The following is a 20,398-nucleotide window of genomic DNA, read 5'->3' as shown; positions in this document are numbered from 1 at the left end:
CACCTCCGCACACCGCCCGGTCCCCCCAACTCCCCGCCATTCCCACCCCATTGCCCGCTAGAATTGCCGGCTTTGCCCGCGTCGGGCGCGCCGCAAGGCAAAATACGGGTTTTGCGCGCGCCGCACGCGCGGCCGGCCCGGTCGCGAAGCGTCCCGGACCGTCTGGCGGCCCGGCGGTTGCATGATCATCGCCCAGGGCTCGCGCCCCCGGCCGCGCGCCGACCCGCAACATCACAGCCCCGCCCGGCCCGTCAGCTTCGCTGCCCGGCGCACGCGGCGCGGCGAGGACCGCTCGTCCTCAACAGAGCAGATCAGGAGCCTTTATGAGCGATTCGAACCCATCCTTCCTCGGCCGGATTTCGCTGGCCGTGGGCACGTTTTTCCGCATTCTCGGCAATGGCGAGTTCGCCGCCGACGTGCTGCGCCTGCGCAACGGCGAAAAAATCGGCGCGGCCGCAGCGCCCGCCCCCGCCGCCGCGGCAACCCCGGCACCCGCCCCCACCGAGCAACCGAAGCCGCAACCCGCGCCGGTGCTGAAGGAGGCCACCCCCGACGCCGCGCTGCAACTGCTCGGCCTGCTGCAACGCGACGCGCGCTTCATCGATTTCGTCGAGGAAGACATCAAGGCCTATAGCGACGCCGACATCGGCGCAGCCGCGCGCCTCGTGCACGAAGGCTGCCGCGCGACGCTGCGCGAGCACTTCACGATCCGCCCGGTGCGCGACGAAGCCGAAGGCAGCCGCGTGACGCTGCCCGCGGGCTTCGACGCGAGCTCGGTGCGTCTGACCGGCAACGTGGTCGGCAGCGCGCCGTTTAGCGGCAGCATCAGCCATCGCGGCTGGCGCGTCGACGAGGTGCGTCTGCCGAAGCTCGCGGACGGCCATAACGCGAAGGTCATCGCACCGGCGGAGGTGGAGCTATGAGCGACGCACGCTATTCCATCGGCATCGACCTCGGCACCACGCACTGCGCGCTGTCCTACGTGGACACGCACGCGAGCGACGGCGAAAAAACCACCCAGGAGGTGCTGTCGATCGCTCAGCTGACGGGCCCCGGCGCAATCGACAGCCTGCCGCTGCTGCCGTCGTTCCTGTACCTGCCGCATCCCGACGAGCTGGCCTCCGGCGACCTGTACCTGCCGTGGACCGGCCAGCGCGAATTCGCAGTCGGCGAATTCGCGCGCAATCGCGGCGCCGGCACGCCGATCCGGCTCGTGTCGAGCGCGAAAAGCTGGCTGTGCCATCCGGGCGTCGACCGTCGCGCGGGCATTCTGCCGAATGACGCGCCGCCCGAAGTCACACGCGTGTCGCCGCTCGAAAGCTCGGTGCGCTATCTGACGCACCTGCGCGAAGCATGGGACCACGCGCATCCGGACGCGCCGTTCGGCGAGCAGGACGTCACGGTGACGATCCCCGCGTCGTTCGACCCGGCCGCGCGCGAACTGACCGCGGAGGCGGCCGAGGCCGCCGGCTTCAAACGCATGACGCTGCTCGAAGAGCCCCAGGCCGCGCTCTATAGCTGGATCCAGAAGAGCAGCGGCCAGTGGCGCAAGCAGGTCAAGGTCGGCGACATCATTCTCGTCGTCGACGTCGGCGGCGGCACCACCGACCTGTCGCTGATCGCGGTGATCGAGCGCGACGGCAATCTCGAACTGCATCGCGTCGCGGTCGGCGATCACATCCTGCTCGGCGGCGACAACATGGACCTCGCACTTGCGCACGTGGTCGCGCGCAAGCTCGCCGCCCAGGGCACCCAGGCCGACGCGTGGCAGCTGCGCGCGCTGACCTATGCGTGCCGCGCTGCGAAGGAAACCCTGCTCAGCGACCCCGCCACCGACACCGTGCCGCTCGTCGTGCCGAGCCGCGGCTCTAAGCTGATCGGCGGCTCGATCCGCACCGAGCTGACGCGCGCCGAACTCACGCAGACGATCCTCGATGGCTTCTTCCCGCAGGTCGACAGCGCCGCGCGTCCGGTGAGCCGCGCGCGGGTGGGTCTGACGCAGCTCGGCCTGCCCTATGCGCAGGACGCGGGCATCACGCGGCATCTGGCGGCGTTTCTCGGCCGTCAGGTCGGCGCGCTCGCCGAACTCGAAGGGCTCGGTGAAGCCGCAGCGAACGCGGCCGCGCAGAATGCGAGCTTCCTGCATCCGACCGCGGTGCTGTTCAACGGCGGCGTGTTCAAGTCGACGCTGCTGGTCGAGCGCATCATGAGCACGCTGAATGGCTGGCTCGCGGCCGAAGGCGCGGCGAGCGCGCGTCTGCTCGAAGGCGCTGACCTCGATCTGGCGGTCGCGCGTGGCGCGGCTTACTACGGCTACGTGCGTCGCGGGCGCGGTGTGCGGATTCGCGGCGGCACCGCGCGCGCGTACTACATCGCGATCGAATCGGCGATGCCGGCCGTACCCGGCCTCGAGCCGCCGGTGCAGGCGCTGTGCGTCGCGCCGTTCGGCATGGAAGAAGGCACCGACGCCGAGCTGCCCGCGCAGGAGTTCGGGCTGGTCGTCGGCGAGCCCGTGCATTTCCGCTTCTTCGGCTCGTCGGTGCGTCGTCAGGATCAGGTCGGCACGCTGCTCGAATACTGGAGCCCCGAGGAGTTGCAGGAGCTCGAGGAAATCCAGGCGACGCTGCCGGCGGCCGGCCGTACCGCCGGTGAAGTCGTGCCGGTGAAGCTGCACGCGCGCGTGACCGAAGCGGGCACGCTCGAACTCGAGGCGATCCCGCGCGGCTCCGACGAGCGCTGGAAAGTCGAATTCGACGTGCGCGGCAACCCGAATGCGTGAATGACATGAAGCGGTACAGCGTCGGCATCGATCTCGGCACCAGCAACACGGTGCTCGCGTACGCGGAAGCCGGATCGCAGCAGATCCGCGTGTTCGAGATCGAGCAGCTGGTGAGCCCCGGCGAGGTCGCCGCGCGGCCGCTGTTGCCGTCGGTGCGCTATCAGGCGGCCGACGGCGAGCTGAGCGCGGCCGATCTGCAGTTGCCGTGGTCCGCCGGTGCTCGGGCAGCGTCGGACCACGGCAAGGACACCGGGCAACCGGCCGTGGTCGGCCGGCTCGCGCGGCTGCTCGGCGCGCAGGTGCCGGGGCGGCTCGTCGCGAGCGCGAAAAGCTGGCTGTCGCACGCGTCGGTCGATCGCGTCGCGCCGATCCTGCCGTGGGGCGCGCCCGACGACGTGCGCAAAATCTCCCCGCTCGATGCGAGCGCGAGCTACCTCGCGCACGTGCGCGCCGCGTGGAACCAGCACTTTCCGAAGGCGCCGCTCGAACAGCAGGACGTCGTGCTGACGGTGCCCGCATCGTTCGACGAAGGCGCGCGTGCGCTGACCGTCGAAGCGGCGCGGCTCGCGGGACTGCCGTCGCTGCGGCTGCTGGAAGAGCCGCAGGCCGCGTTTTACGACTGGCTGTTCCGGCATCGCGACACGCTTGCCGATGAGTTGTCCCAGACCCGGCTCGTGCTGATTTGCGACGTCGGCGGCGGCACCACGGACCTGACGCTGATCGAAGTCGGCCTGACCGACGACGGCGAGCCGCGCCTGACGCGCGTCGGTGTCGGCAATCACCTGATGCTCGGCGGCGACAACATGGACCTCGCGCTCGCGCATCTGGTCGAGGCGCGGCTGTTGGGTGGTACCGGTGGCAGCGCACAGCCACCGCAGCGGCTGTCGGCGGCGAGCCTGTCGCAGCTGGTCGAACGATGCCGCGTCGCGAAGGAGCAGTTGCTCGGCGCGCAGGCGCCCGAGTCGGCGCCGGTCACGTTGCTCGGCGCGGGCTCGAAGCTGATCGGCGGCGCGCGCACCACACAGGTCACGCGCGCCGAGGTCGAGCAGATCATCGTCGATGGATTCTTTCCGCGCGTGGCCGCCGATCAGCGACCGGGCCGCCCGCGCGGCGCGATCGTCGAATTCGGCCTGCCGTACGCGACCGATGCGGCGGTCACACGGCATATCGCGGCCTTTCTCGAGCGTTTCGCCGCGCAGTCGCGCAAGGCCCTGGGCGCGGATTCCGGCGCGCCGGACGCATCCGGCACAGCCGCCCTGCCCGTTCCCGACACGCTGCTGCTCAACGGCGGCGTGTTCCGCGCCGACGCGCTGTCGCGACGTCTCGCCGACACGCTCGGCGGCTGGCGCGGCGCGCCGCTCCATGTGCTGCACAACGACAACCCCGACGTCGCGGTCGCGCGCGGCGCGGTCGCCTATACGCTCGCGCGCGCGGGATTCGCGCCGAAAATCGGCGGCGGTTCGCCGCGCAGCTATTTTCTGTTGCTCGACGAAACGCCTGCCGGCAAAGACGTCACCGAGCCGGACGCAGCGCCCGCGCAACGCGGCATCTGTCTGCTGCCGCGCGGCACCGAGGAAGGTCACGAGATTCTGATCGAGGATCGCACGTTCGCGCTGCGGCTCGGGCATCCGGTGCGCTTTCACCTGGTGTCGTCGAGCGCGGACACCGCGTATCAGCCTGGCGAGCTGGTCGACCTCGCGGGCGGCGACTTCGTGCGCCTGCCGCCGATCGCGACGATCGTCCAGCCACGCGACGGCCAGCGCGCCCGCGAAACCGCGGTGCGCATCGCGACGTCGCTGACCGAGGTCGGCACGCTCGACGTCCATTGCATCGAGCTGGACGATCCGTCGCAACGCTGGCTGCTCGAATTCCAGCTGCGCCATGGCGACGCGCAAGTTGACCTATCCGCCGATGGCGCGCCGCAATGCCACCCCGCGCTCGATCGCGCGATCGAACTGATCGATCGTTGCTTCGGCGCCCGCGCGCATAACGTCGACCCGAAGGAAATCAAACGCCTGCGCGCGCAGCTCGAACATCTGCTCGGCCCGCGCGATGGCTGGAATAGCGCATTGCTGCGCGAACTGTTCGGCGCGCTGTGGGAACGCGCGCGGCGCCGGCGCCGCTCGGCCGATCACGAGCGGCTGTGGCTGAATCTGGCCGGCTATTGCGTGCGGCCCGGCTTCGGCTATCCGCTCGACGAATGGCGCGTCGAGCAACTGTGGACGCTGTTCGACGACGGCATTCAATACGTGACCGACAGCCAGGTGTGGTCCGAATGGTGGACGTTGTGGCGCCGCGCGGCCGGCGGTCTCGGCGAAGACGCGCAACTGCGTGTGCTCGACGCGATGGACTATCTGCAAAAGGCCGCGCAATCGCGCCACAAGCTGCCGTTCGATGTCGCGAAGACCGGCTTTGCCGATATGGTGCGCCTGTCCGCATCGCTCGAACGGATTCCGGCAGAACGCAAGATCGAACTCGGCGAGGCAGTGCTCACGCGCCTGAAAAAGCCCGCGGAAAACCATCAAAGCTGGTGGGCGGTCGGACGGATCGGCGCGCGCCAGCCGTTCTACGGCAGCGCGCACAGCGTCGTGCCGCCCGACGTCGCCGCGCAATGGCTCGACGCAATCCTCGCGCTCGACTGGAAGAAGGTCGACCCGGCCGCGTTCGCGGCCGTGCAGATCGCTCGCATGACCGGCGATCGCTCGCGCGACCTGGCCGACGAATTGCGCGCGAGCGTCGTGCGACGCCTCGAAGCGGCGAGCGCGCCGCGCGCCTGGATCACGATGGTCAGCGAAGTCGTCGCGCTCGATAACGCCGACGAAGGTCGCGTGTTCGGCGAATCGCTGCCGGTGGGGTTGAAGCTGATCGGCGGCTAGAGAGCGGCTAGAGCGTTTGGCATGACGCGAAGCTCAGCACCGCTCGCGCCGCGTCCGGATTGCCACGATCCTCGAGGCTTTCCGCGAGCAGCGCGCGAAAGACCGGCAGTTCGTCCTTGCCGTATTTGAGGCCAAAATCGCACAGTACTTCGGCGATCGCCGCTTGCTGGCTGTCGGCGCCCAGCGTGCTCGAAATGTGCGAGCTGCCGCGCGCCAATTCGAGCAGGTAGGTCGAGCGGTAACGGTTCTTTTCGGCCTGTCGGCCGGATCTGGGTCCACGGGGCATCGTAATTTTTGTCTGCCATTGTCGAACCCGCTATCTATCAGCCGAAGCTTAAGGAAATCTTACGGACGAATGGCGTATGGCTTACTTGCCACCCGTCACATCGAGCCAGGTGCCGGTGATGAACGACCCGCATCCTCTGTCCGGTCAAAGCCCCAGACATGCCGCTCCAGCCGCAACGACGAGGCACGCGAGCCAGCGCCCGCCATTGACCGCTTCTCCAAGAAACACCCGCCCGATCAGCACCGCGAACACCACGCTGGTCTCGCGCAACGCCGACACCGCACCCATCGCGCCCGCCTGCAGCGCCCAGATCACGATGCCATACGCCGCAATCGACACCAGGCCGCCGACGAGCGACGAGCCCACCGACAGCGGCTCGGCTCGTACCGGTGTCCATAGCGGCGCGAGGCCGCGCATTGCGACGAACAGCAACGGCATCAGCCAATAGAACATGAACATCCACGCGGTGTAGATCAGCGGCTGACCGTCGGACATTCTGACGCCGATGCCGTCGATCACGGTATAGAGCCCAATCGTCGCACCGGTCGTCAGCGCGCTCAACACACCCGCGCGCGACACGTGCCGCCCCTGCAACGCGATCGCGATGATGCCGCCCGAGATCATCGCGATCCCGAGCGCGTGCAACGGGCCGATCGCTTCACGCGCGAACAGCGCAGCGCCGAGCGTGACGAGCAGCGGCGACGAGCCACGCGCGATCGGATACGCGAGCGCCAGGTCGTTGCGTCGATACGACCGCACGAGGCTCACGTTGTAGAAGATATGCACGAGCCCCGATGCGACGAGGTAGGGCCAGCAGGCGCTGGCTGGCAATGGGTTGACCAGCACGACGAGCGTGGAGACCGCCGCGATAGCGATGCTCATCCACGTCATGGACATGAACCGGTCGCGGTTGCCGTGCAGCATCGCGTTCCAGCTCGCGTGAAGCATCGCGGCAAAAAGCACGATGCCACCGGTGTAACTAAGCATGGGGTTTTGGGGCCGAGAGTGAGCGGGAATGGCATTAGCGGTACAACAGGAAGGATATCTCTCTTGTCGTGGCCCCTCAAACCAGATAAATTGGCCGCCTGCGTTAGAAAAACTCTTGCAAATGAAACGGGTATTGCCTCCGCTCAATGCGTTACGGGCCTTCGAGGCTGCGGGCCGGCTCGGCAGCTTCAAGGAAGCCGCCGCGGAGCTGCACGTGACTCACGGCGCGGTGAGCCAGCAGGTGCGTCTGCTCGAGGAATGGCTCGGCGCCTCGTTGTTCAAACGGCATCATCGGCGGGTGACGCTGACGGCGGCAGCGAAAGCCTATCTGGAGGAAATCGGCCCGCTGTTCGAACAGCTGTCGCAGGCAACCGCGCGATACGGTGTGCCCGAAACGCTGTCGCGGACGCTGTCCGTCAACGCGCCCGCCACATTCACGTTGCGCTGGCTGGTGCCGAGACTGGCGACATTCCGCGCCGGGCATCCCGACGTGGAGGTGAAGGTGGAAACGTCGAACGGACCGCTGGAGAGTCTGAAAGAGAGTTACGACATCGTCATCCGGGGCGGCCCGGATACGTTCTACGGCTATTCGATGCGGCCATTCCTGTCGGAGGAGAGGCTGCCAGTCTGCAGTCCGGCGCTGTTGCAGCGAGTGCCGCTTCGATCTCCGGGCGACTTGCGGCAACACACGTTGCTGCACACGTCGAGTCTTCCGCGGCTTTGGCCCGACTGGCTGGCGAGCACGCAGCTTGCCGCGCTGAGGCCGGCCGCCACGTTGACCTTCGATCACTTCTATCTGACCTTGCAGGCCGCCATCGACGGCATCGGCGTCGCGATGGGACCGACCGCGCTGGTCTCCGACGATCTCGCCGCTGGCCGGCTCGTCGCACCGTTCGACGGTCCGCGTCTGCGGTCGCGCAGCTACTGCACTTACATTGCGGATGAGAAATCTGGCGATGAACTGGTCGTGCAGTTCCGTTCGTGGCTCGAGCGCGAGGGGATGAGTTCTTGAGCGTAGACGCAGGTCGTCTCACGGCAACGCGCACACAGGCGCTCGCCTGTGTGCACGCATTGCTTCAGCACGCGCCGCTCAATCCGGCACGTTCACCGCACCGTTCGTTGCCGAAATCGCATTGGCGCCCGGGCTCGCCGCGATCGCCGGCAGGTTGGCCGTGGTCAGCGCCGGTGCGGCTCCCGGCGTACCGCCGCGCGGTATCGTGTGAATCACCTGCGACGGCGGCAGCGGCGTGCCGCTCTTCAGATGAGCCCACATCAGGTTGAGCGCCTGAAGATTGTAGTAGTGCAACGGCACGAAACGCGTGTCGAAACCGGCGACGCCGAGGAACGCGTCAAAGTGCTGACCGTTCGTGACTTCGTAAAGCGCCAGCTTGCTCGCGCCGCCCTCGGCCACCTGGTTCAAGCCCAGATACGGCCGCGACGCATGGTTGATCGGCACCAGCGCATCCGCGCGTCCTTGCACGATGATGGTCGGCTTGCCATGCAGGTTCGCATTCACGCGGATCGCATCGACGCTGGCATTCAGGAAACCATCGATCCACCGCGCGCGCAGGCATGCGGCACCCGCGTAGCTCGCATTGGCGGTCGCAAGCCGATGATCGGCCGCGCCCGAGGTGCCCGCGTTGTAGACGAGGTTGATGCCGTTGGTCGGCGGCACGCCATTGCCGTTGCCGAACACCGTCAGCATCGGCGAGACCGCTGGCGTCACGCCGGCTGCGCCCGTCGGGCTGGTGGTGCCGAAGCTGAAGCCGCACAGGTTGTCGGACACACTGGCGCGGCCATACGCATTCACATAGGTCACCGCGACGGCCGGCACTGCCTGCGAGTCCCACATCGGCGCTTGCAGCAGGTCCGAGTCGGTCTGATAGCCGTGCTGATGCAGCAGCGCGAGCGCATTGGTGGCCTGCGTCACCGTATCCGCTCCCGCGATCACGCCAGCTGCCGCGAGCGACGCGCAACGCGCGGTGCGCAGCGCGGTAGTGGTTGCGGTCGGCAGCGCGGTCAGATACGGCGCGCCGGCCGCGGCCGGCGCGAGCGCGGCGCACGGCTGCAGCAGGTTCGCGAGCGTCATGTAATCGGCGAGCGGTTCGCCGAACGCGCCGACCGGCACGCCGCCCTGCGCGACCGACACCTGCGGCGTAAGCCGCATGTTGATCTGCGGCTCGCCGACGACCACTGCCGTGATCAGCCCCGACGTGTCCTGCTCGGCTGCCGCGAGCGACGCGCCGCCGCCGTTGCTGACCGACGCGGCGATCGTCGTGATGCTGCCGCTCGCATAGCGCACCGTGCGCGTCGTGCCATTCAACGCGCCGAACGAATCGTTGAGCGCCCAATATGCGAACTGGATCGCCTGCAACGTGTTCTTGCCCCAGTCCTGCTCAGGGTTCTGTTGCGAGTGCGCATGCTTGAACGCATAGCGGTTCGGGAACTGCCCGTTGAACGTTGCCAGCGTGGTGCCGCCGAATTTCGCGGTGAAGAGGCTCGCCTTGCCCGCTGAGCTCGCATCCTGCAACGTGCCGTCGATCAGCGTCACGCGATTCGTCGACAGTTCATGCGCGCCGTTGCCGCTGCCCTTGTCGGTGTAGGCCACGGCGCAGCCGCGCTTCAAGCCCCACTCGCCGGCCGCCGAAATCGCGCCGTACACGCCGCGCGAACCGGACGACGTCGCGGTGACGATGCACGGCTGGTCCGGATTGAAGCTGGTGGGAATCTGCACGAGCAGGCTCACGTTCTGCGCACCGCTGCCGTCATCGGCATAGGCGAGGTATTCCTTGCCCGCGATCTTGCCTTCGCCCAGCGTGTCGTTGCCGTTCAGGTCGACGTTGGGACCCCAGAAGCGTCCATAGCCGCCGTTCGCCGTCATGTCGACGAGCGCCCGGTAGTTCGACCAGATCGCGAGACGCCGCAATTCGGCGGCCGTAGGTTGTGCGGCATTCGCGATGGCCGGCGCGCTCGCCGACGCGAGGCCGGTCTTGCCGAGGCCCGCGGTCAGCAGATCGTCGCTGTTGCCGTCATAAGATTTCGTCGTTACCGCGCTTTTGATGAAGCCTGGCAGAACGTTGCTCGGCGGCGGTGGTTGCAGCCCGTCGTCGTTGCTGCTGCCGCAGCCGGCCAGTACGATCGCGGAGGCCATCAGGGTCGCCGCGGTAGTGAGCCTCCAAGTGTTGTGCATGGCCGCCGGGATCTTTTTCGGTGTTGTCATCTTTTCTGTCTCCGTCATTTATACGACGTTGTATTGGCAACGGCACCGAACTTATTACCGACCCCGCTTCATCAGGTTCGCTAGAAAGAGATGCTTCGGATGCCGATGCATCGCTAGCGTGCATTGAGCTTTCGCCGGAGTCAATACACGCTCCTACCGACACATAACGAGCATCAGGATTCGCGCGAAACAGCCGGCCGGCTAGTCGGAATCGGCCATGCGGGTGAACCCGTCGTCGCTCCAGTCTTCGGAGCCCACACCGTGACGAACGAAGAAAACTCCGTGCGGATCGTAACGTTTCTTGATCGAAAGCAGACGCGCATAGTTGGCCCCCCAATACGCGGCTTGCCAGTTTTGCTGAAAATAGCTGCTCTCAGCGACATATGCGCCGTCTGCAGGTGCAAGCTTCCTGAGTTCGTCGATGGCCAGAGCGATCAGCTTCGTATCTCGCTGTGCCTTCGCAACGTCGGGCTCGTGACCGGTCAGTCCGTCGAATGCCGGTGGCCCCTCGCTCGCGAGGATGGCCAAGGCGAACGATTCCGCCACGACTGGATTGACGGGCGTTTGCAGGCCGGCGGCAATCACGTCGGCAGGCGCGCCGGCGAGCCCTTTCTGAAAATGAAGTTCGACAGGCCAATAGCGCGTAGCGCCCATCAGCGCATCGACGAGTTCGGGTTGGCGCTCGCGCGTCAGCATTGCGGCGGGCAACCACAGCGAGTCGAAGCCGTGGATCACATGACCGGCCTCGGCGAGATTCTGGGTCCAGAAGAAATTGGCGTCTGGCGCGCCGGGCCGGTCATCGAAGCGGACCAGGCCGGGCACGTACCGCGCGAGCGCCTTGCCGTCCCAGCGTATCCTCCCCGGACCGGCGACGATCGATGGCGCCGCCGTCATGGTCAGGTCGTCCTGCAATGCAATCCAGTCCCAGAACGGCTGCCACAGCGCGGCGACCTCTTCTTTGCCGAGTCCCTGAAAGCTCATGGCGATGCGCAGGCGCTTGCCCGGCAGCAGCGTGACGAGTTCACCCCAGTGGCGATTGCATAGGCGATCGGCGTAAAGCGCGACGAACCGGCCTAGCAAGCGTTGGTACGCGATATCGGAGCGGGCCACGACTGCGCACGATACGAGGCCGAACACCTCCGGCAGTTCGTGCGTGCGCAACGTCAAACGGCTGACCACGCCGAAGGTGCCGCCGCCCCCGCCTTTCAAGGCCCAAAAAAGATCCGGTTCTCTTCGCGCGTTGACGACCCTGACCACACCGTCCGCAGTGACGACCTCCGCTTCGAGCAGTGAAGACGATGCAATGCCGAATTGTTTGGAGTGCGTTCCAAAACCTCCGCCTTGAATCAGTCCTGCGACGCCGACTGTTCCACAACCGCCGCCCTGTACATATCGACCCACACCGCCGGTAACGGCTTCGTAGGTATGCATCCAGATCGCCCCTGCCCCGACGCTTACCGCGGGTCCGGGTGGAATGATCCCGTCACAACCGCTCGGAACGAAAGCATCGTGATTCCTGATCTCGTTCATCGCGCGTGTCCATATCATCAAGGAATCCGGTGCGTTCGAAGTGCCAAGATAGGAATGTCCTGCGCCGCGCACAACGACGCGAAGCTTGCGTTCACGCGCGAAGTTGACGGCCGCCGCCACATGTTCGACCTTTGTCGCCGCGACGACGTAGGCACTCGGTTCGGCTTTCCACGCGCCAACCCACTCGCAGGTCTGCGTCAAGACGGGACTGTCGCCGATGAAGTACGGATTCTTGAGTTCACGGAAGAGCGCAAGGCACTCGGCGTTGTCGGGCGATTCACGACAGGGCTCGAGTGGTGACTCCGGTCGGATCAGGTAGCCATCCACCTGCTGTTTCAGTCGCGCCCAGTCCGAAGGCGTGGGCCATCCCGGTTCACCCGGACGTACGCGTCGCGGGTTCTGCGCGGCGTGAGCGGCATCGAGCCGAAGCAACGGCCAGACAGAGGGAAACAGCGGGACAGCCGCAAGCCACCGGATCAGATCACGCCGCTTCACCGTGGCGCTCCTTCACCGCCTCGCTCGATGCAAGCGCTCAGGCGTCTCGTGGAAGCAGTTCGATTTCACCCTCGATCTCCACGGGAATGTTGAAGGGAAGCTCGGCCATCCCCACCGCGCTGCGAGCGTGAGCGCCGCGCTCCTCGCCAAAGACAGCCAGTATCAGTTCCGAGAAGCCGTTGATCACGGCAGGCTGCCGGTTGAACCCGGGTGCCGAATTGACCATCCCGAACACTCGCGTCCAACACGCGATGCGCTCCAGACTTCCGAGCTCGCGCTTCAGGCTGCCAAGAATAGCGAGCGCGCTGAGGCGAGCCGCCACGAACGCTTGCTCCTGCGAGACCTGACTACCCACCTTGCCAAGTGGCTCGGCCAGCGAGCCGTCCGCGTTGGTCGGTCCATGGCCCGAGATGCAAGCCCTGTTGCCGACTACCCGCACCCATGGAAAAGGAAGCGCCAATCCCGGAGGAAGCTGCAATGGCTCCGGTAGGACGTAGCCAAGCGCGTGCAAGCGATCTTCAATGGTCGACATGTTCAGACTCCGCGTGAATGCCCAACGGCCTTATTCGGGCGCGCGCCTCGATGATCACGCAGCAGCGTCGCTGCGGTGACAGCGCTTTCAGACGAGTACTTCCCTTACGTTCCGCCCTGCTTGCGCATCTGCCCGATAGCGCGAGCACGTGCCGCCTCGGCCTCCCGGACGAGCCGGTACGCAACGTAATATTTGAAGACATTGCGCACGTACGTGGTGGGCTCGATGCCGATTTTCTCGGCGACCACGATTTCGACATTGTTGAACCACTTGTTCGGATCGAGACCGCGCGCCGCCGCCTCCTTGCGCATTTTGGCGATGTTTGCGGGTCCTGCGTTGTAGCTCGCGAATGCGAACAGCGAGCGGTCTCTTTCCGAGAAGTGGGCATCGGGAAAGTAACGGGCCATCAGCACGTCGAGATATTTTGCTCCCGCATGGACGTTGGACTCCGCCACCCTGATGTCGCCAACCGCAAGTTCCTTCCCCGTGGCTGGCATCAGCTGCATGATGCCGATGGCTCCCACGTGACTGCGCGCACTCTGGTTCAACTGCGATTCCTGATAGCCCTGAGCCGCAAGCAAGAGCGGATCGAAGCCGTATTGCGCGCCGTATTTTTCGAAGAGGCCAACCGTCTGTTTGAATCGCTTCAGCTCCGCTGACTCCGTATTGTTGGAGATCTGCTTGATGCGCTTCATTTCCTGCTGCAGACGGACTTCCGCGACACTCTGCTTTTTCACGTAATTCAGGTAGAAGTCGTTGATCGCGTCCTGCAGTTTGGGGCTTTTGAAGCGGACCGCCCAGCCGATGTAGCCTGCGTCGCGCACCGCCATGTCGTTGTGCACGACGATTCCCGGCAGTATCGGCGCCCATACCTTCGCCTTCCAGTCGTCCACGACGAGGATCTGGACCAGCCCGGCATTGAGCATCTCCATCGCGTCCTCGTCTTCGAGCGCGTCGGGCAGCGGTACGAGCTTCACGGGGGCTTTGCGTTCCCTGGCGAACCGTGCGTTCAACGCGTTCAGGCTCTCGTAATAGCTGCTGCTCGGTCGCACGTGGACCGTCTTGCCGCTCAGGTCGTCGAGCTTCGCGAGGGCTGGCGACTTCGGCCCGGTCACGACCACTTCGCGTACTGCTGTCCGGTCACGCGGCGACACGAAGTCGACCTGCTTCAGGCGGGCCTCCGTGACCGTCAGATTGCCTGCGGCGATGTCGCCCCGGCCCGCTATCAGCCCTGGGAGCAACTGGTCACGCGTCGTCGGAATGATCACCAGCGTGAGTGGACGTTTGCCGAGCGTCGCCTGGTACTTCCTGTTCAGATAACGCTCGAAGTCCCGCATCAGGCCGGCGGTCAGCCCACGCTCGTGGCCTTGCTCATTCACATAGAGCGTTCGACTGTAGGGAACCAGTACGCGGATCAGACGCCGGTCGAGCATGGCGTCGAAATCGCCGGTGAACGGTTGATTGCCGAGATCGATACGACGCGCGGCGGGAGTCGAGGCCGGGGCAACCGGGGCTGCCAGAACGGGAACGGCCGACGAGGCGGCCGGCTGCGCGGCTGCAGTTTGGGCGGCGACGCACGTCGCAGCGCCGACGGTCATGCCTGAGCAGAACGCCGCGATGAACAGCAACGTTTGAATGATGCGCATCGTAAAAAGCCCTGCTGCCGCACCCGGCGACTGCGTCGACGTTCACTACGCGCTTCGATATTGCCACGATGGCAACGGTTGGAAATGGGACGTTGGTCCTATAAGCCGTGCCGCCGCCACGACTGAAGATAGAGCTACGCCATCGTCACACGATTTCGCCCATTATGCTTCGAGCGATACAACGCCCGGTCCGCGCTCGCGAAACCGTCCCGGTGCGCGGGCCGCGACAGCTCGCTGATGCGCGTAAGCGACGCGCCAATGCTGACCGTCACCACCCCGAGCGGCGACGCGCGATGTTCGATCGCGAGATCCGCCACGCCCTGGCGCAGCGTTTCGAGCGTGTCTTCGAGCTTCGAGCTCTGCGCTTCGAGCACCAGCAGTCCGAACTCCTCGCCGCCCATGCGCCCGACCACGAACTGCTCGCTGTCGGCGGCGGCCTGCATCACCGAGGCGACCAGCCGCAGACAATGATCGCCGGCCTGATGGCCGTAGGTGTCGTTGTACTGCTTGAACCAGTCGACGTCGACGACCACCGAGCCCATCACGTCGCCGTCGCGCGCCTCCTTCCAGCGTCGCGCGATGGTTTCGAGCAGAAAGCGCCGGTTGTACAACTGCGTGAGCGGATCGATCGCGGTGGCTGTGCGCATTTTCAGATCGTTTTCGATCATCGCGCGCAGGTGGTGGAACACGCCGCGCTGGCCCGCATCGAGCTGGCCCGGTGCCGGGTCCATCGCGCACAGCGCGCCGACGATCTCGCCGTTCGGCGCGCGTAGCGCGATCGCTGCGTAAAAGCGCACGAACGGATGACGCTTGACCAGCATGCATTCGCCAAAGCGGCTGTCGTTGTGCGCATCCTCGATCACGAACAGATCGGCGTCGCGCACCGCGTAGTCGGCGAGCGAACGCGCGCGCGTGACGAGCGGCATCGCCATGCCGACCTCGGCGCGATAGTGCTGATACTCCTCGTCGAGCAGCACGATCGCGGTAATCGCCGCGCCGGTCACGCTCTTCAGAATCTCCGCCGCGTGCGTGAAGCACTCGCGCATCACCTGGTCGTCGTGCAACAGCCACTCGATGACCGAAGACTCCACCTCGGGTTCGCCGCCGGCGGTCGAGTCGACTGGCATCCGGCTGGCGAGGCGGTCGATACTGTGAGCGAGTTGCACGGAAGGGTTCCAGAATGGGCTTAGCTTATGTCAACGGCATAGGCAGGCCAAACTTGAGCACAGAATGTGGGACCGCGCGCACGCGCCGGGGCGCATCCGGCGGCCCCAAAGAAAATGGGCCGGCTCTCGCGAGCCGGCCCATCGATCGATGCGACGTTCAGGTAGTCAGATGCGCCGCTTTATTCCTTGTCGCCCTTCACCTGCGGCAGCGCCGACGTCTCGCTCGACGACAGCAGACCCGCCTGCGAGTAAATGCGCAGCTTGTCGCGCGTGTCCTTGATGTCGAGGTTGCGCATCGTCAGCTGGCCGATGCGGTCGCGCGGCGAGAACGTCGAAGCGACCTTCTCCATCGACAGACGCTCGGGCTGATAAGTGAGGTTCGGCGACTTCGTGCTGAGGATCGAGTAGTCGTTGCCGCGGCGCAGCTCGACGGTCACTTCGCCGGTGATCGCGCGCGCGACCCAGCGCTGCGCGGTTTCACGCAGCATGATCGCCTGCGGATCGAACCAGCGGCCCTGGTACAGCAGACGGCCGAGGCGGCGGCCGTTCTCGCGGAATTGCTCGATCGTGTCTTCGTTGTGGATACCGGTGACGAGACGCTCGTAAGCGATATTGAGCAGCGCGAGGCCCGGAGCTTCGTAGATGCCGCGGCTCTTCGCCTCGATGATGCGGTTCTCGATCTGGTCGCTCATGCCGAGACCATGACGGCCGCCGATACGGTTCGCTTCGAGCAGCAGTTCGACTGCGTTCGGGAACGTCTGGCCGTTCAGCGCGACCGGCTGGCCTTCCTCGAAGCGGATCGTCACTTCTTCCCTGGCGATCTGCACGTCGTCGCGCCAGAACGCGACGCCCATGATCGGGTTGACGATCTTGATGCCGGACTCGAGGCTTTCGAGATCTTTTGCTTCATGCGTCGCGCCGAGCAGGTTCGAGTCGGTCGAATAGGCCTTTTCAGCGGACATCTTGTAGTCGAAGCCCGACTGGCGCATGAACTCGGACATTTCCGCGCGGCCGCCGAGTTCGTCGATGAACAGCTGGTCGAGCCACGGCTTGTAGATCTGCAGGTTCGGATTGACGAGCAGACCGTAGCGGTAGAAACGCTCGATGTCGTTGCCCTTGTACGTGCTGCCGTCACCCCAGATGTTGACGCCGTCTTCCTTCATCGCGGCAACCAGCATCGTGCCGGTCACGGCGCGGCCGATCGGCGTGGTGTTGAAGTAGGTGACGCCCGCCGTCGAGATATGGAACGCGCCGCACTGCAGCGCCGCGATGCCTTCCGCGACAAGTTGCGCGCGGCAGTCGATCAGGCGCGCGCCTTCGGCGCCATATTGCGTGGCGCGACGCGGGATCGAATCGTAATCGTCTTCGTCGGGCTGACCGAGGTTGGCCGTGTAGGCATACGGCACGGCGCCCTTCTTGCGCATCCAGTGCAGCGCGGCGCTGGTGTCGAGGCCGCCGGAAAACGCGATACCGACCTTCTGGCCGATCGGAAGACTTTCAAGGATTGTACTCATAAGCAGTAGCGTTAAACTCGACGTACGGGGAGAGTTGGGGGTAACAGCTAGGTATCGGGCAAGCCTGGCGATCAGGCAAGTTACGCGGGAGTATACCGCGAACCGCCGTCCGGCCTTGGATTTTGCCGGTCGGCGCGGCCCTCCGCCGCGATCTCGGCGCGTCGAATTCCCGGATCAATTCACGCGTTATCAGCCGTAACGGGGACCGATTTATGATCGTCTCGGGGTAGCATCGCGGGTTGCGTCAACGCACCGGCCGCTTGTCCCTTGCACCCCGTGCACCCGGTTCACTCCCCTTGCCTACCGCTCATGACCACGACCACGCCACGCCCCACGACGAACGCCTTGCTGATCACCAACGTGCGTCTCGCCGACGGCAAGCGCGTCGAGGTGTCGATGGTCGATGGCCGGATCGCCGCGCTCGGCGCCGCTCTGCCGCGCGAGCCCGGTGTGCCCGTCGAGGACGGCGGCGACGCGCTGCTGCTGCCAGGTTTCGTCGAAGGGCATACGCATCTGGACAAGACCAACTGGGGCTTGCGCTGGTATCGCAACGAAGTCGGACCGAAGCTGACCGACCGGATCGAAAACGAGCGCCGCTGGCGCGCCGAAAGCGGCCACGACGCGGGCGCGCAATCGCTCGCGCTCGCTCGCGCGTTCCTGGCGGCCGGCACGACGCGGGTGCGCACGCACGTCGATATCGACACCGACGCGGGCCTGCGCCATCTCGACGGCGTGCTGGCCACGCGCGACACGCTGCGCGACGTGCTCGACCTGCAGATCGTCGCGTTTCCGCAATCGGGTCTGCTCGGCCGGCCCGGCACCGACGCGCTGCTCGATCGCGCGCTGGCCGCGGGCGCCGACGTGCTCGGCGCGCTCGATCCCGCGCTGATCGACGGCGATCCGGTGAAGTCGCTCGATCTGACCTTCGCGCTCGCCGAGCGTCACCGCAAGCCGATCGACATTCATCTGCACGAGCCCGGCGAAATCGGCGCGTTCACGTTCGGTTTGCTGCTCGATCGCGTCGCCGCGCACGGCATGCAGGGGCAAGTAGTGGTCAGCCACGCGTTCTGTCTCGGCGCGCTGCCCGAGCGCGAACGCGATGCGCTGCTCGCGCGTATCGCCGAGCTGCGCGTCGCGCTGCTGACCACCGCGCCGCCGTCGGTGCCGGTGCCGCCGCTCACCGCTTGCCGCGCGCACGGCGTCGCGCTGTTCGGCGGCAACGACGGGATTCGCGACACGTGGACGCCGTACGGCTCGCCCGACATGCTGGAACGGGCGATGCTGATCGCGATGCGCTACGGCCTGCGCCGCGACGACGATCTCGCGCTCGCGTTCGATTGCGTCAGCGGCGTCGCCGCGCGCGCCTGCGGATTCGAGGCTTACGGTTTGCAGCCGGGCGCGCGCGCCGATCTCGTGCTGGTCGACGCCGACACGCTCGCGCATGCGCTCGTCGCGCGGCCGGTGCGCAAGCTGGTGGTCGCCAACGGCCGCATCGTCGCGCGCGATGGCGCGCTGGTCGCGCGCTAGTTCAGGATGGGCGCGAACGCGGCCCCGCCGTGCGCAACAACAAAGACGTTTCTTGCACTCAGATGATCAATCTTTTTCAGGCCATGCAGGCCTTCGTCAAGGTCGCCGATGTCGGCAGCTTCGCGCAGGCCGCCGCGCAACTGAACGTGTCGACGTCGGTCGTCACGCGCCATGTGTCGAGCCTCGAACAGCATCTCGGCATTCGGCTGTTTCAACGCACCACGCGCAAGGTCGTGCTCACCGAGGCCGGGGCGCAATACGCGGACGGTTGCCGCGTGCTGCTGGCGGAACTGGAGGAAGTGGAATCGCGCGCGACCACGGCGTCGCGCGAAGTGGCCGGCGACCTGCGCATCGTCGCGCTCGGCAGTTTTTCGCTGTTCCGGCTGACGCCGCTTTTCGCCGAATATCAGGCGCGCTTTCCGCAGGTGAACCTGCGCGTCACGCTGACGGAAAAGCGCGTCGATCTGCTCGAAGGCGGCTTTGATGTCGGCATCGTGACCGAGCATATGATCCGCTCGGAGTCGCTGGTGGTACGGCGTCTGATCAACTCGCACGCGGTGCCGGTGGCCGCGGCCGCGTATCTGGCGCAGGCCGGTCATCCGCAAACGCCCGGCGAGCTGGGGAGGCATCGGCTGATCGCCGCGCCGTTCGACACGACCGGCACGATGTGGATTTTCCGCAAGGATGACGGCGACGCCGAAAGCGCGAGCGGGGGCGGCGACGACAGTGGCGAGAGCATCGCGATCGATGCGTCGTTCACGGTCAACAGCATGATCATGCAAAAGCAGGCCGCGCTCGGCGCGATGGGCATCGCGCTGCTGCCGCTCGAAATGGTCGAGGACGAATTGCGCGCCGGCACGCTGGTGCGCGTGCTCGACGGCTATGCGGTGCTCAATGGCGACGTGGCCGTGTCGCTGGTGTACCCGAGCCGCGAGTTCGTGCCGCGCAAGGTGCGCGAGTTCATCGATCTCGCGGTCGGCTTCTTCAAGTGACGTTATCGGGTTGACGCTTCAAGGCCGCTCGCCGCGCGCGAGCCGCGCGTCGATGTCGTAGACGACCGGCATCAGATCCGCGACGCTGTCGATCACGTAATGCGCGCCCGCCGCCTTCAACCTATCGATCGCGGCGGTGCGGCGCGCGGCGAATTCGTCGGCCGGCAGCGCCTTCACCTCGGCCTCGCTCATGCCGAACGCGTTGCCGCTCACCGCGACGCCGACCGCCCACGTGCCGCCGTTGATGCCCTCTTCGATGCCGACCTCGGTGTCGTCGACCTTGATCGCCTCTTTCGCGCGCCATACGCCGAGTTGCGGCAGCGTCCGGTAGATCATATACGGGGACGGCCGCCCTTCCGGCGTATCGCCGGTGCACACGATGCTGTCCGGCGAGAAGCCCTGCGCGGCCGCGCCCGGCACGATTTCGTCGATGATCTCGCGGGTATAGCCGGTGGTCGTGCCGATGCGGATATCGTCGTGACGCAGTGCGCTCGCGACCTCGGCGACGCCAGGGATCACCGCGCTATAGCTCGCTGCGACCGCGATGTTTTTCGGCACGAACACGTCGTACACGGCGTCGATATCGGCGTCGGTCGGTGTATGGCCGTGACGCTCGGCCCAAGCCTGCGCGACGCGCGGCAGCGCCATCAGCGCCGCGATATGCGGCCGCTTCGCCATACCCATCGGGCCGCGTGCTTCGTCGATCGTGATCGGCACGCCGAACTGCTCGAAGGTCTCGACGAAGGCGCCCATCGGCGCGCGTGAACCGTAGTCGACCACCGTGCCGGCCCAATCGAAAATCACTGCCTTCACGTATTTCATCTGCTTGAATCCCCGGGAATCCTAAA

15 protein-coding genes are annotated in these 20,398 nt (G+C 66.1%); 6 read left to right on the top strand and 9 right to left on the bottom strand.

Going from position 1 to position 20,398, the window contains the following annotated elements; translation table 11 throughout:
* The first annotated feature begins 323 nt into the window (after nt 1-323).
* The 3 genes from ACLFKU_RS02420 to ACLFKU_RS02410 are packed head-to-tail and all read left to right on the top strand — an operon-like array spanning nt 324 to nt 5,655.
* Nucleotides 324-923 (top strand): DUF2760 domain-containing protein, encoded by a 600-nt coding sequence (locus ACLFKU_RS02420; protein ID WP_410848038.1) that lies wholly within the window; start codon nt 324-326, stop codon nt 921-923.
* Nucleotides 920-2,779: an Hsp70 family protein gene (locus tag ACLFKU_RS02415; protein ID WP_368586926.1), complete on the top strand. Its 1,860-nt coding sequence runs from the start codon at nt 920-922 to the stop codon at nt 2,777-2,779. The genes ACLFKU_RS02420 and ACLFKU_RS02415 overlap by 4 nt, the downstream gene beginning before the upstream one ends.
* Nucleotides 2,776-5,655 carry an Hsp70 family protein gene (locus ACLFKU_RS02410; protein ID WP_410848037.1) on the top strand — a complete coding sequence of 960 codons (2,880 nt, stop codon included), beginning with the start codon at nt 2,776-2,778 and terminating at the stop codon, nt 5,653-5,655. Before ACLFKU_RS02415 ends, ACLFKU_RS02410 begins: the two co-directional genes overlap by 4 nt.
* 7 nt (nt 5,656-5,662) lie before the next feature.
* On the opposite strand, the gene ACLFKU_RS02405 is transcribed toward ACLFKU_RS02410, so the two are convergent.
* Both ACLFKU_RS02405 and ACLFKU_RS02400 read right to left on the bottom strand, forming a co-directional pair.
* Nucleotides 5,663-5,941 (bottom strand): hypothetical protein, encoded by a 279-nt coding sequence (locus ACLFKU_RS02405; RefSeq protein WP_368586924.1) that lies wholly within the window; start codon nt 5,939-5,941, stop codon nt 5,663-5,665.
* 144 nt (nt 5,942-6,085) lie between these two features.
* A complete protein-coding gene (locus ACLFKU_RS02400) occupies nt 6,086-6,928 on the bottom strand; it encodes an EamA family transporter (protein WP_410848036.1) in 843 nt (280 codons plus the stop codon).
* Nucleotides 6,929-7,049: 121 nt separating this feature from the next.
* Between ACLFKU_RS02400 and gcvA the strand changes: the two genes are divergently transcribed.
* Nucleotides 7,050-7,940 carry a transcriptional regulator GcvA gene (gene gcvA / locus ACLFKU_RS02395; RefSeq protein ID WP_368586922.1) on the top strand — a complete coding sequence of 297 codons (891 nt, stop codon included), beginning with the start codon at nt 7,050-7,052 and terminating at the stop codon, nt 7,938-7,940.
* A gap of 78 nt (nt 7,941-8,018) precedes the next feature.
* Here gcvA and ACLFKU_RS02390 read toward each other — a convergent pair whose 3' ends face one another.
* The 6 genes from ACLFKU_RS02390 to argG form a co-directional block, all read right to left on the bottom strand.
* Nucleotides 8,019-10,079: a D-(-)-3-hydroxybutyrate oligomer hydrolase gene (locus ACLFKU_RS02390; RefSeq protein ID WP_410848076.1), complete on the bottom strand. Its 2,061-nt coding sequence runs from the start codon at nt 10,077-10,079 to the stop codon at nt 8,019-8,021.
* 270 nt (nt 10,080-10,349) lie between these two features.
* Nucleotides 10,350-12,173, bottom strand: a complete 1,824-nt coding sequence (locus ACLFKU_RS02385; RefSeq protein ID WP_410848035.1) for an FAD-dependent oxidoreductase — start codon at nt 12,171-12,173, stop codon at nt 10,350-10,352.
* A 37-nt stretch (nt 12,174-12,210) separates the two neighbouring features.
* Nucleotides 12,211-12,705: a RidA family protein gene (locus tag ACLFKU_RS02380; RefSeq protein WP_368586920.1), complete on the bottom strand. Its 495-nt coding sequence runs from the start codon at nt 12,703-12,705 to the stop codon at nt 12,211-12,213.
* A gap of 104 nt (nt 12,706-12,809) precedes the next feature.
* A complete protein-coding gene (locus ACLFKU_RS02375; protein ID WP_410848034.1) occupies nt 12,810-14,351 on the bottom strand; it encodes a transglycosylase SLT domain-containing protein in 1,542 nt (513 codons plus the stop codon).
* Between the two features lie 134 nt (nt 14,352-14,485).
* The gene (locus ACLFKU_RS02370) at nt 14,486-15,517 is read right to left on the bottom strand and encodes a diguanylate cyclase (protein ID WP_368586918.1); all 1,032 of its coding nucleotides are present in this window, start codon (nt 15,515-15,517) and stop codon (nt 14,486-14,488) included.
* Nucleotides 15,518-15,696: 179 nt separating this feature from the next.
* Complete coding sequence (gene argG / locus ACLFKU_RS02365) at nt 15,697-17,031, bottom strand: argininosuccinate synthase (RefSeq protein WP_368586917.1); 1,335 nt, start codon at nt 17,029-17,031, stop codon at nt 15,697-15,699.
* 309 nt (nt 17,032-17,340) lie between these two features.
* Between argG and ACLFKU_RS02360 the strand changes: the two genes are divergently transcribed.
* On the top strand, nt 17,341-18,558 hold the full coding sequence (locus ACLFKU_RS02360; protein ID WP_410848033.1) for an amidohydrolase family protein: 1,218 nt from the start codon (nt 17,341-17,343) through the stop codon (nt 18,556-18,558).
* Nucleotides 18,559-18,620: 62 nt separating this feature from the next.
* Entirely contained in the window at nt 18,621-19,550 is a 930-nt protein-coding gene (locus ACLFKU_RS02355; protein ID WP_410848032.1) for a LysR family transcriptional regulator, read from the top strand.
* An 18-nt stretch (nt 19,551-19,568) separates the two neighbouring features.
* On the opposite strand, the gene phnX is transcribed toward ACLFKU_RS02355, so the two are convergent.
* Complete coding sequence (gene phnX / locus ACLFKU_RS02350; RefSeq protein WP_368586959.1) at nt 19,569-20,372, bottom strand: phosphonoacetaldehyde hydrolase; 804 nt, start codon at nt 20,370-20,372, stop codon at nt 19,569-19,571.
* Nucleotides 20,373-20,398: the final 26 nt, after the last annotated feature.

Source organism: Paraburkholderia sp. EG304 (genome assembly GCF_046543485.1).
GTDB classification, from domain to species: Bacteria; Pseudomonadota; Gammaproteobacteria; order Burkholderiales; family Burkholderiaceae; genus Paraburkholderia; species Paraburkholderia youngii.
This window is presented reverse-complemented; position numbering and strand designations above follow the sequence as displayed.

Bases quoted from the DNA above. Each gene is read 5' to 3' on its own strand.
- ACLFKU_RS02420 (WP_410848038.1), top strand. From the start codon at position 324: ATGAGCGATTCGAACCCATCCTTCCTCGGCCGGATTTCGCTGGCCGTG.
- ACLFKU_RS02415 (WP_368586926.1), top strand. From the start codon at position 920: ATGAGCGACGCACGCTATTCCATCGGCATCGACCTCGGCACCACGCAC.
- ACLFKU_RS02405 (WP_368586924.1), bottom strand. From the start codon at position 5,941: ATGCCCCGTGGACCCAGATCCGGCCGACAGGCCGAAAAGAACCGTTAC.
- ACLFKU_RS02400 (WP_410848036.1), bottom strand. From the start codon at position 6,928: ATGCTTAGTTACACCGGTGGCATCGTGCTTTTTGCCGCGATGCTTCAC.
- gcvA (WP_368586922.1), top strand. From the start codon at position 7,050: ATGAAACGGGTATTGCCTCCGCTCAATGCGTTACGGGCCTTCGAGGCT.
- ACLFKU_RS02390 (WP_410848076.1), bottom strand. From the start codon at position 10,079: ATGGCCTCCGCGATCGTACTGGCCGGCTGCGGCAGCAGCAACGACGAC.
- ACLFKU_RS02380 (WP_368586920.1), bottom strand. From the start codon at position 12,705: ATGTCGACCATTGAAGATCGCTTGCACGCGCTTGGCTACGTCCTACCG.
- ACLFKU_RS02375 (WP_410848034.1), bottom strand. From the start codon at position 14,351: ATGCGCATCATTCAAACGTTGCTGTTCATCGCGGCGTTCTGCTCAGGC.
- argG (WP_368586917.1), bottom strand. From the start codon at position 17,031: ATGAGTACAATCCTTGAAAGTCTTCCGATCGGCCAGAAGGTCGGTATC.
- ACLFKU_RS02360 (WP_410848033.1), top strand. From the start codon at position 17,341: ATGACCACGACCACGCCACGCCCCACGACGAACGCCTTGCTGATCACC.
- ACLFKU_RS02355 (WP_410848032.1), top strand. From the start codon at position 18,621: ATGATCAATCTTTTTCAGGCCATGCAGGCCTTCGTCAAGGTCGCCGAT.
- phnX (WP_368586959.1), bottom strand. From the start codon at position 20,372: ATGAAATACGTGAAGGCAGTGATTTTCGATTGGGCCGGCACGGTGGTC.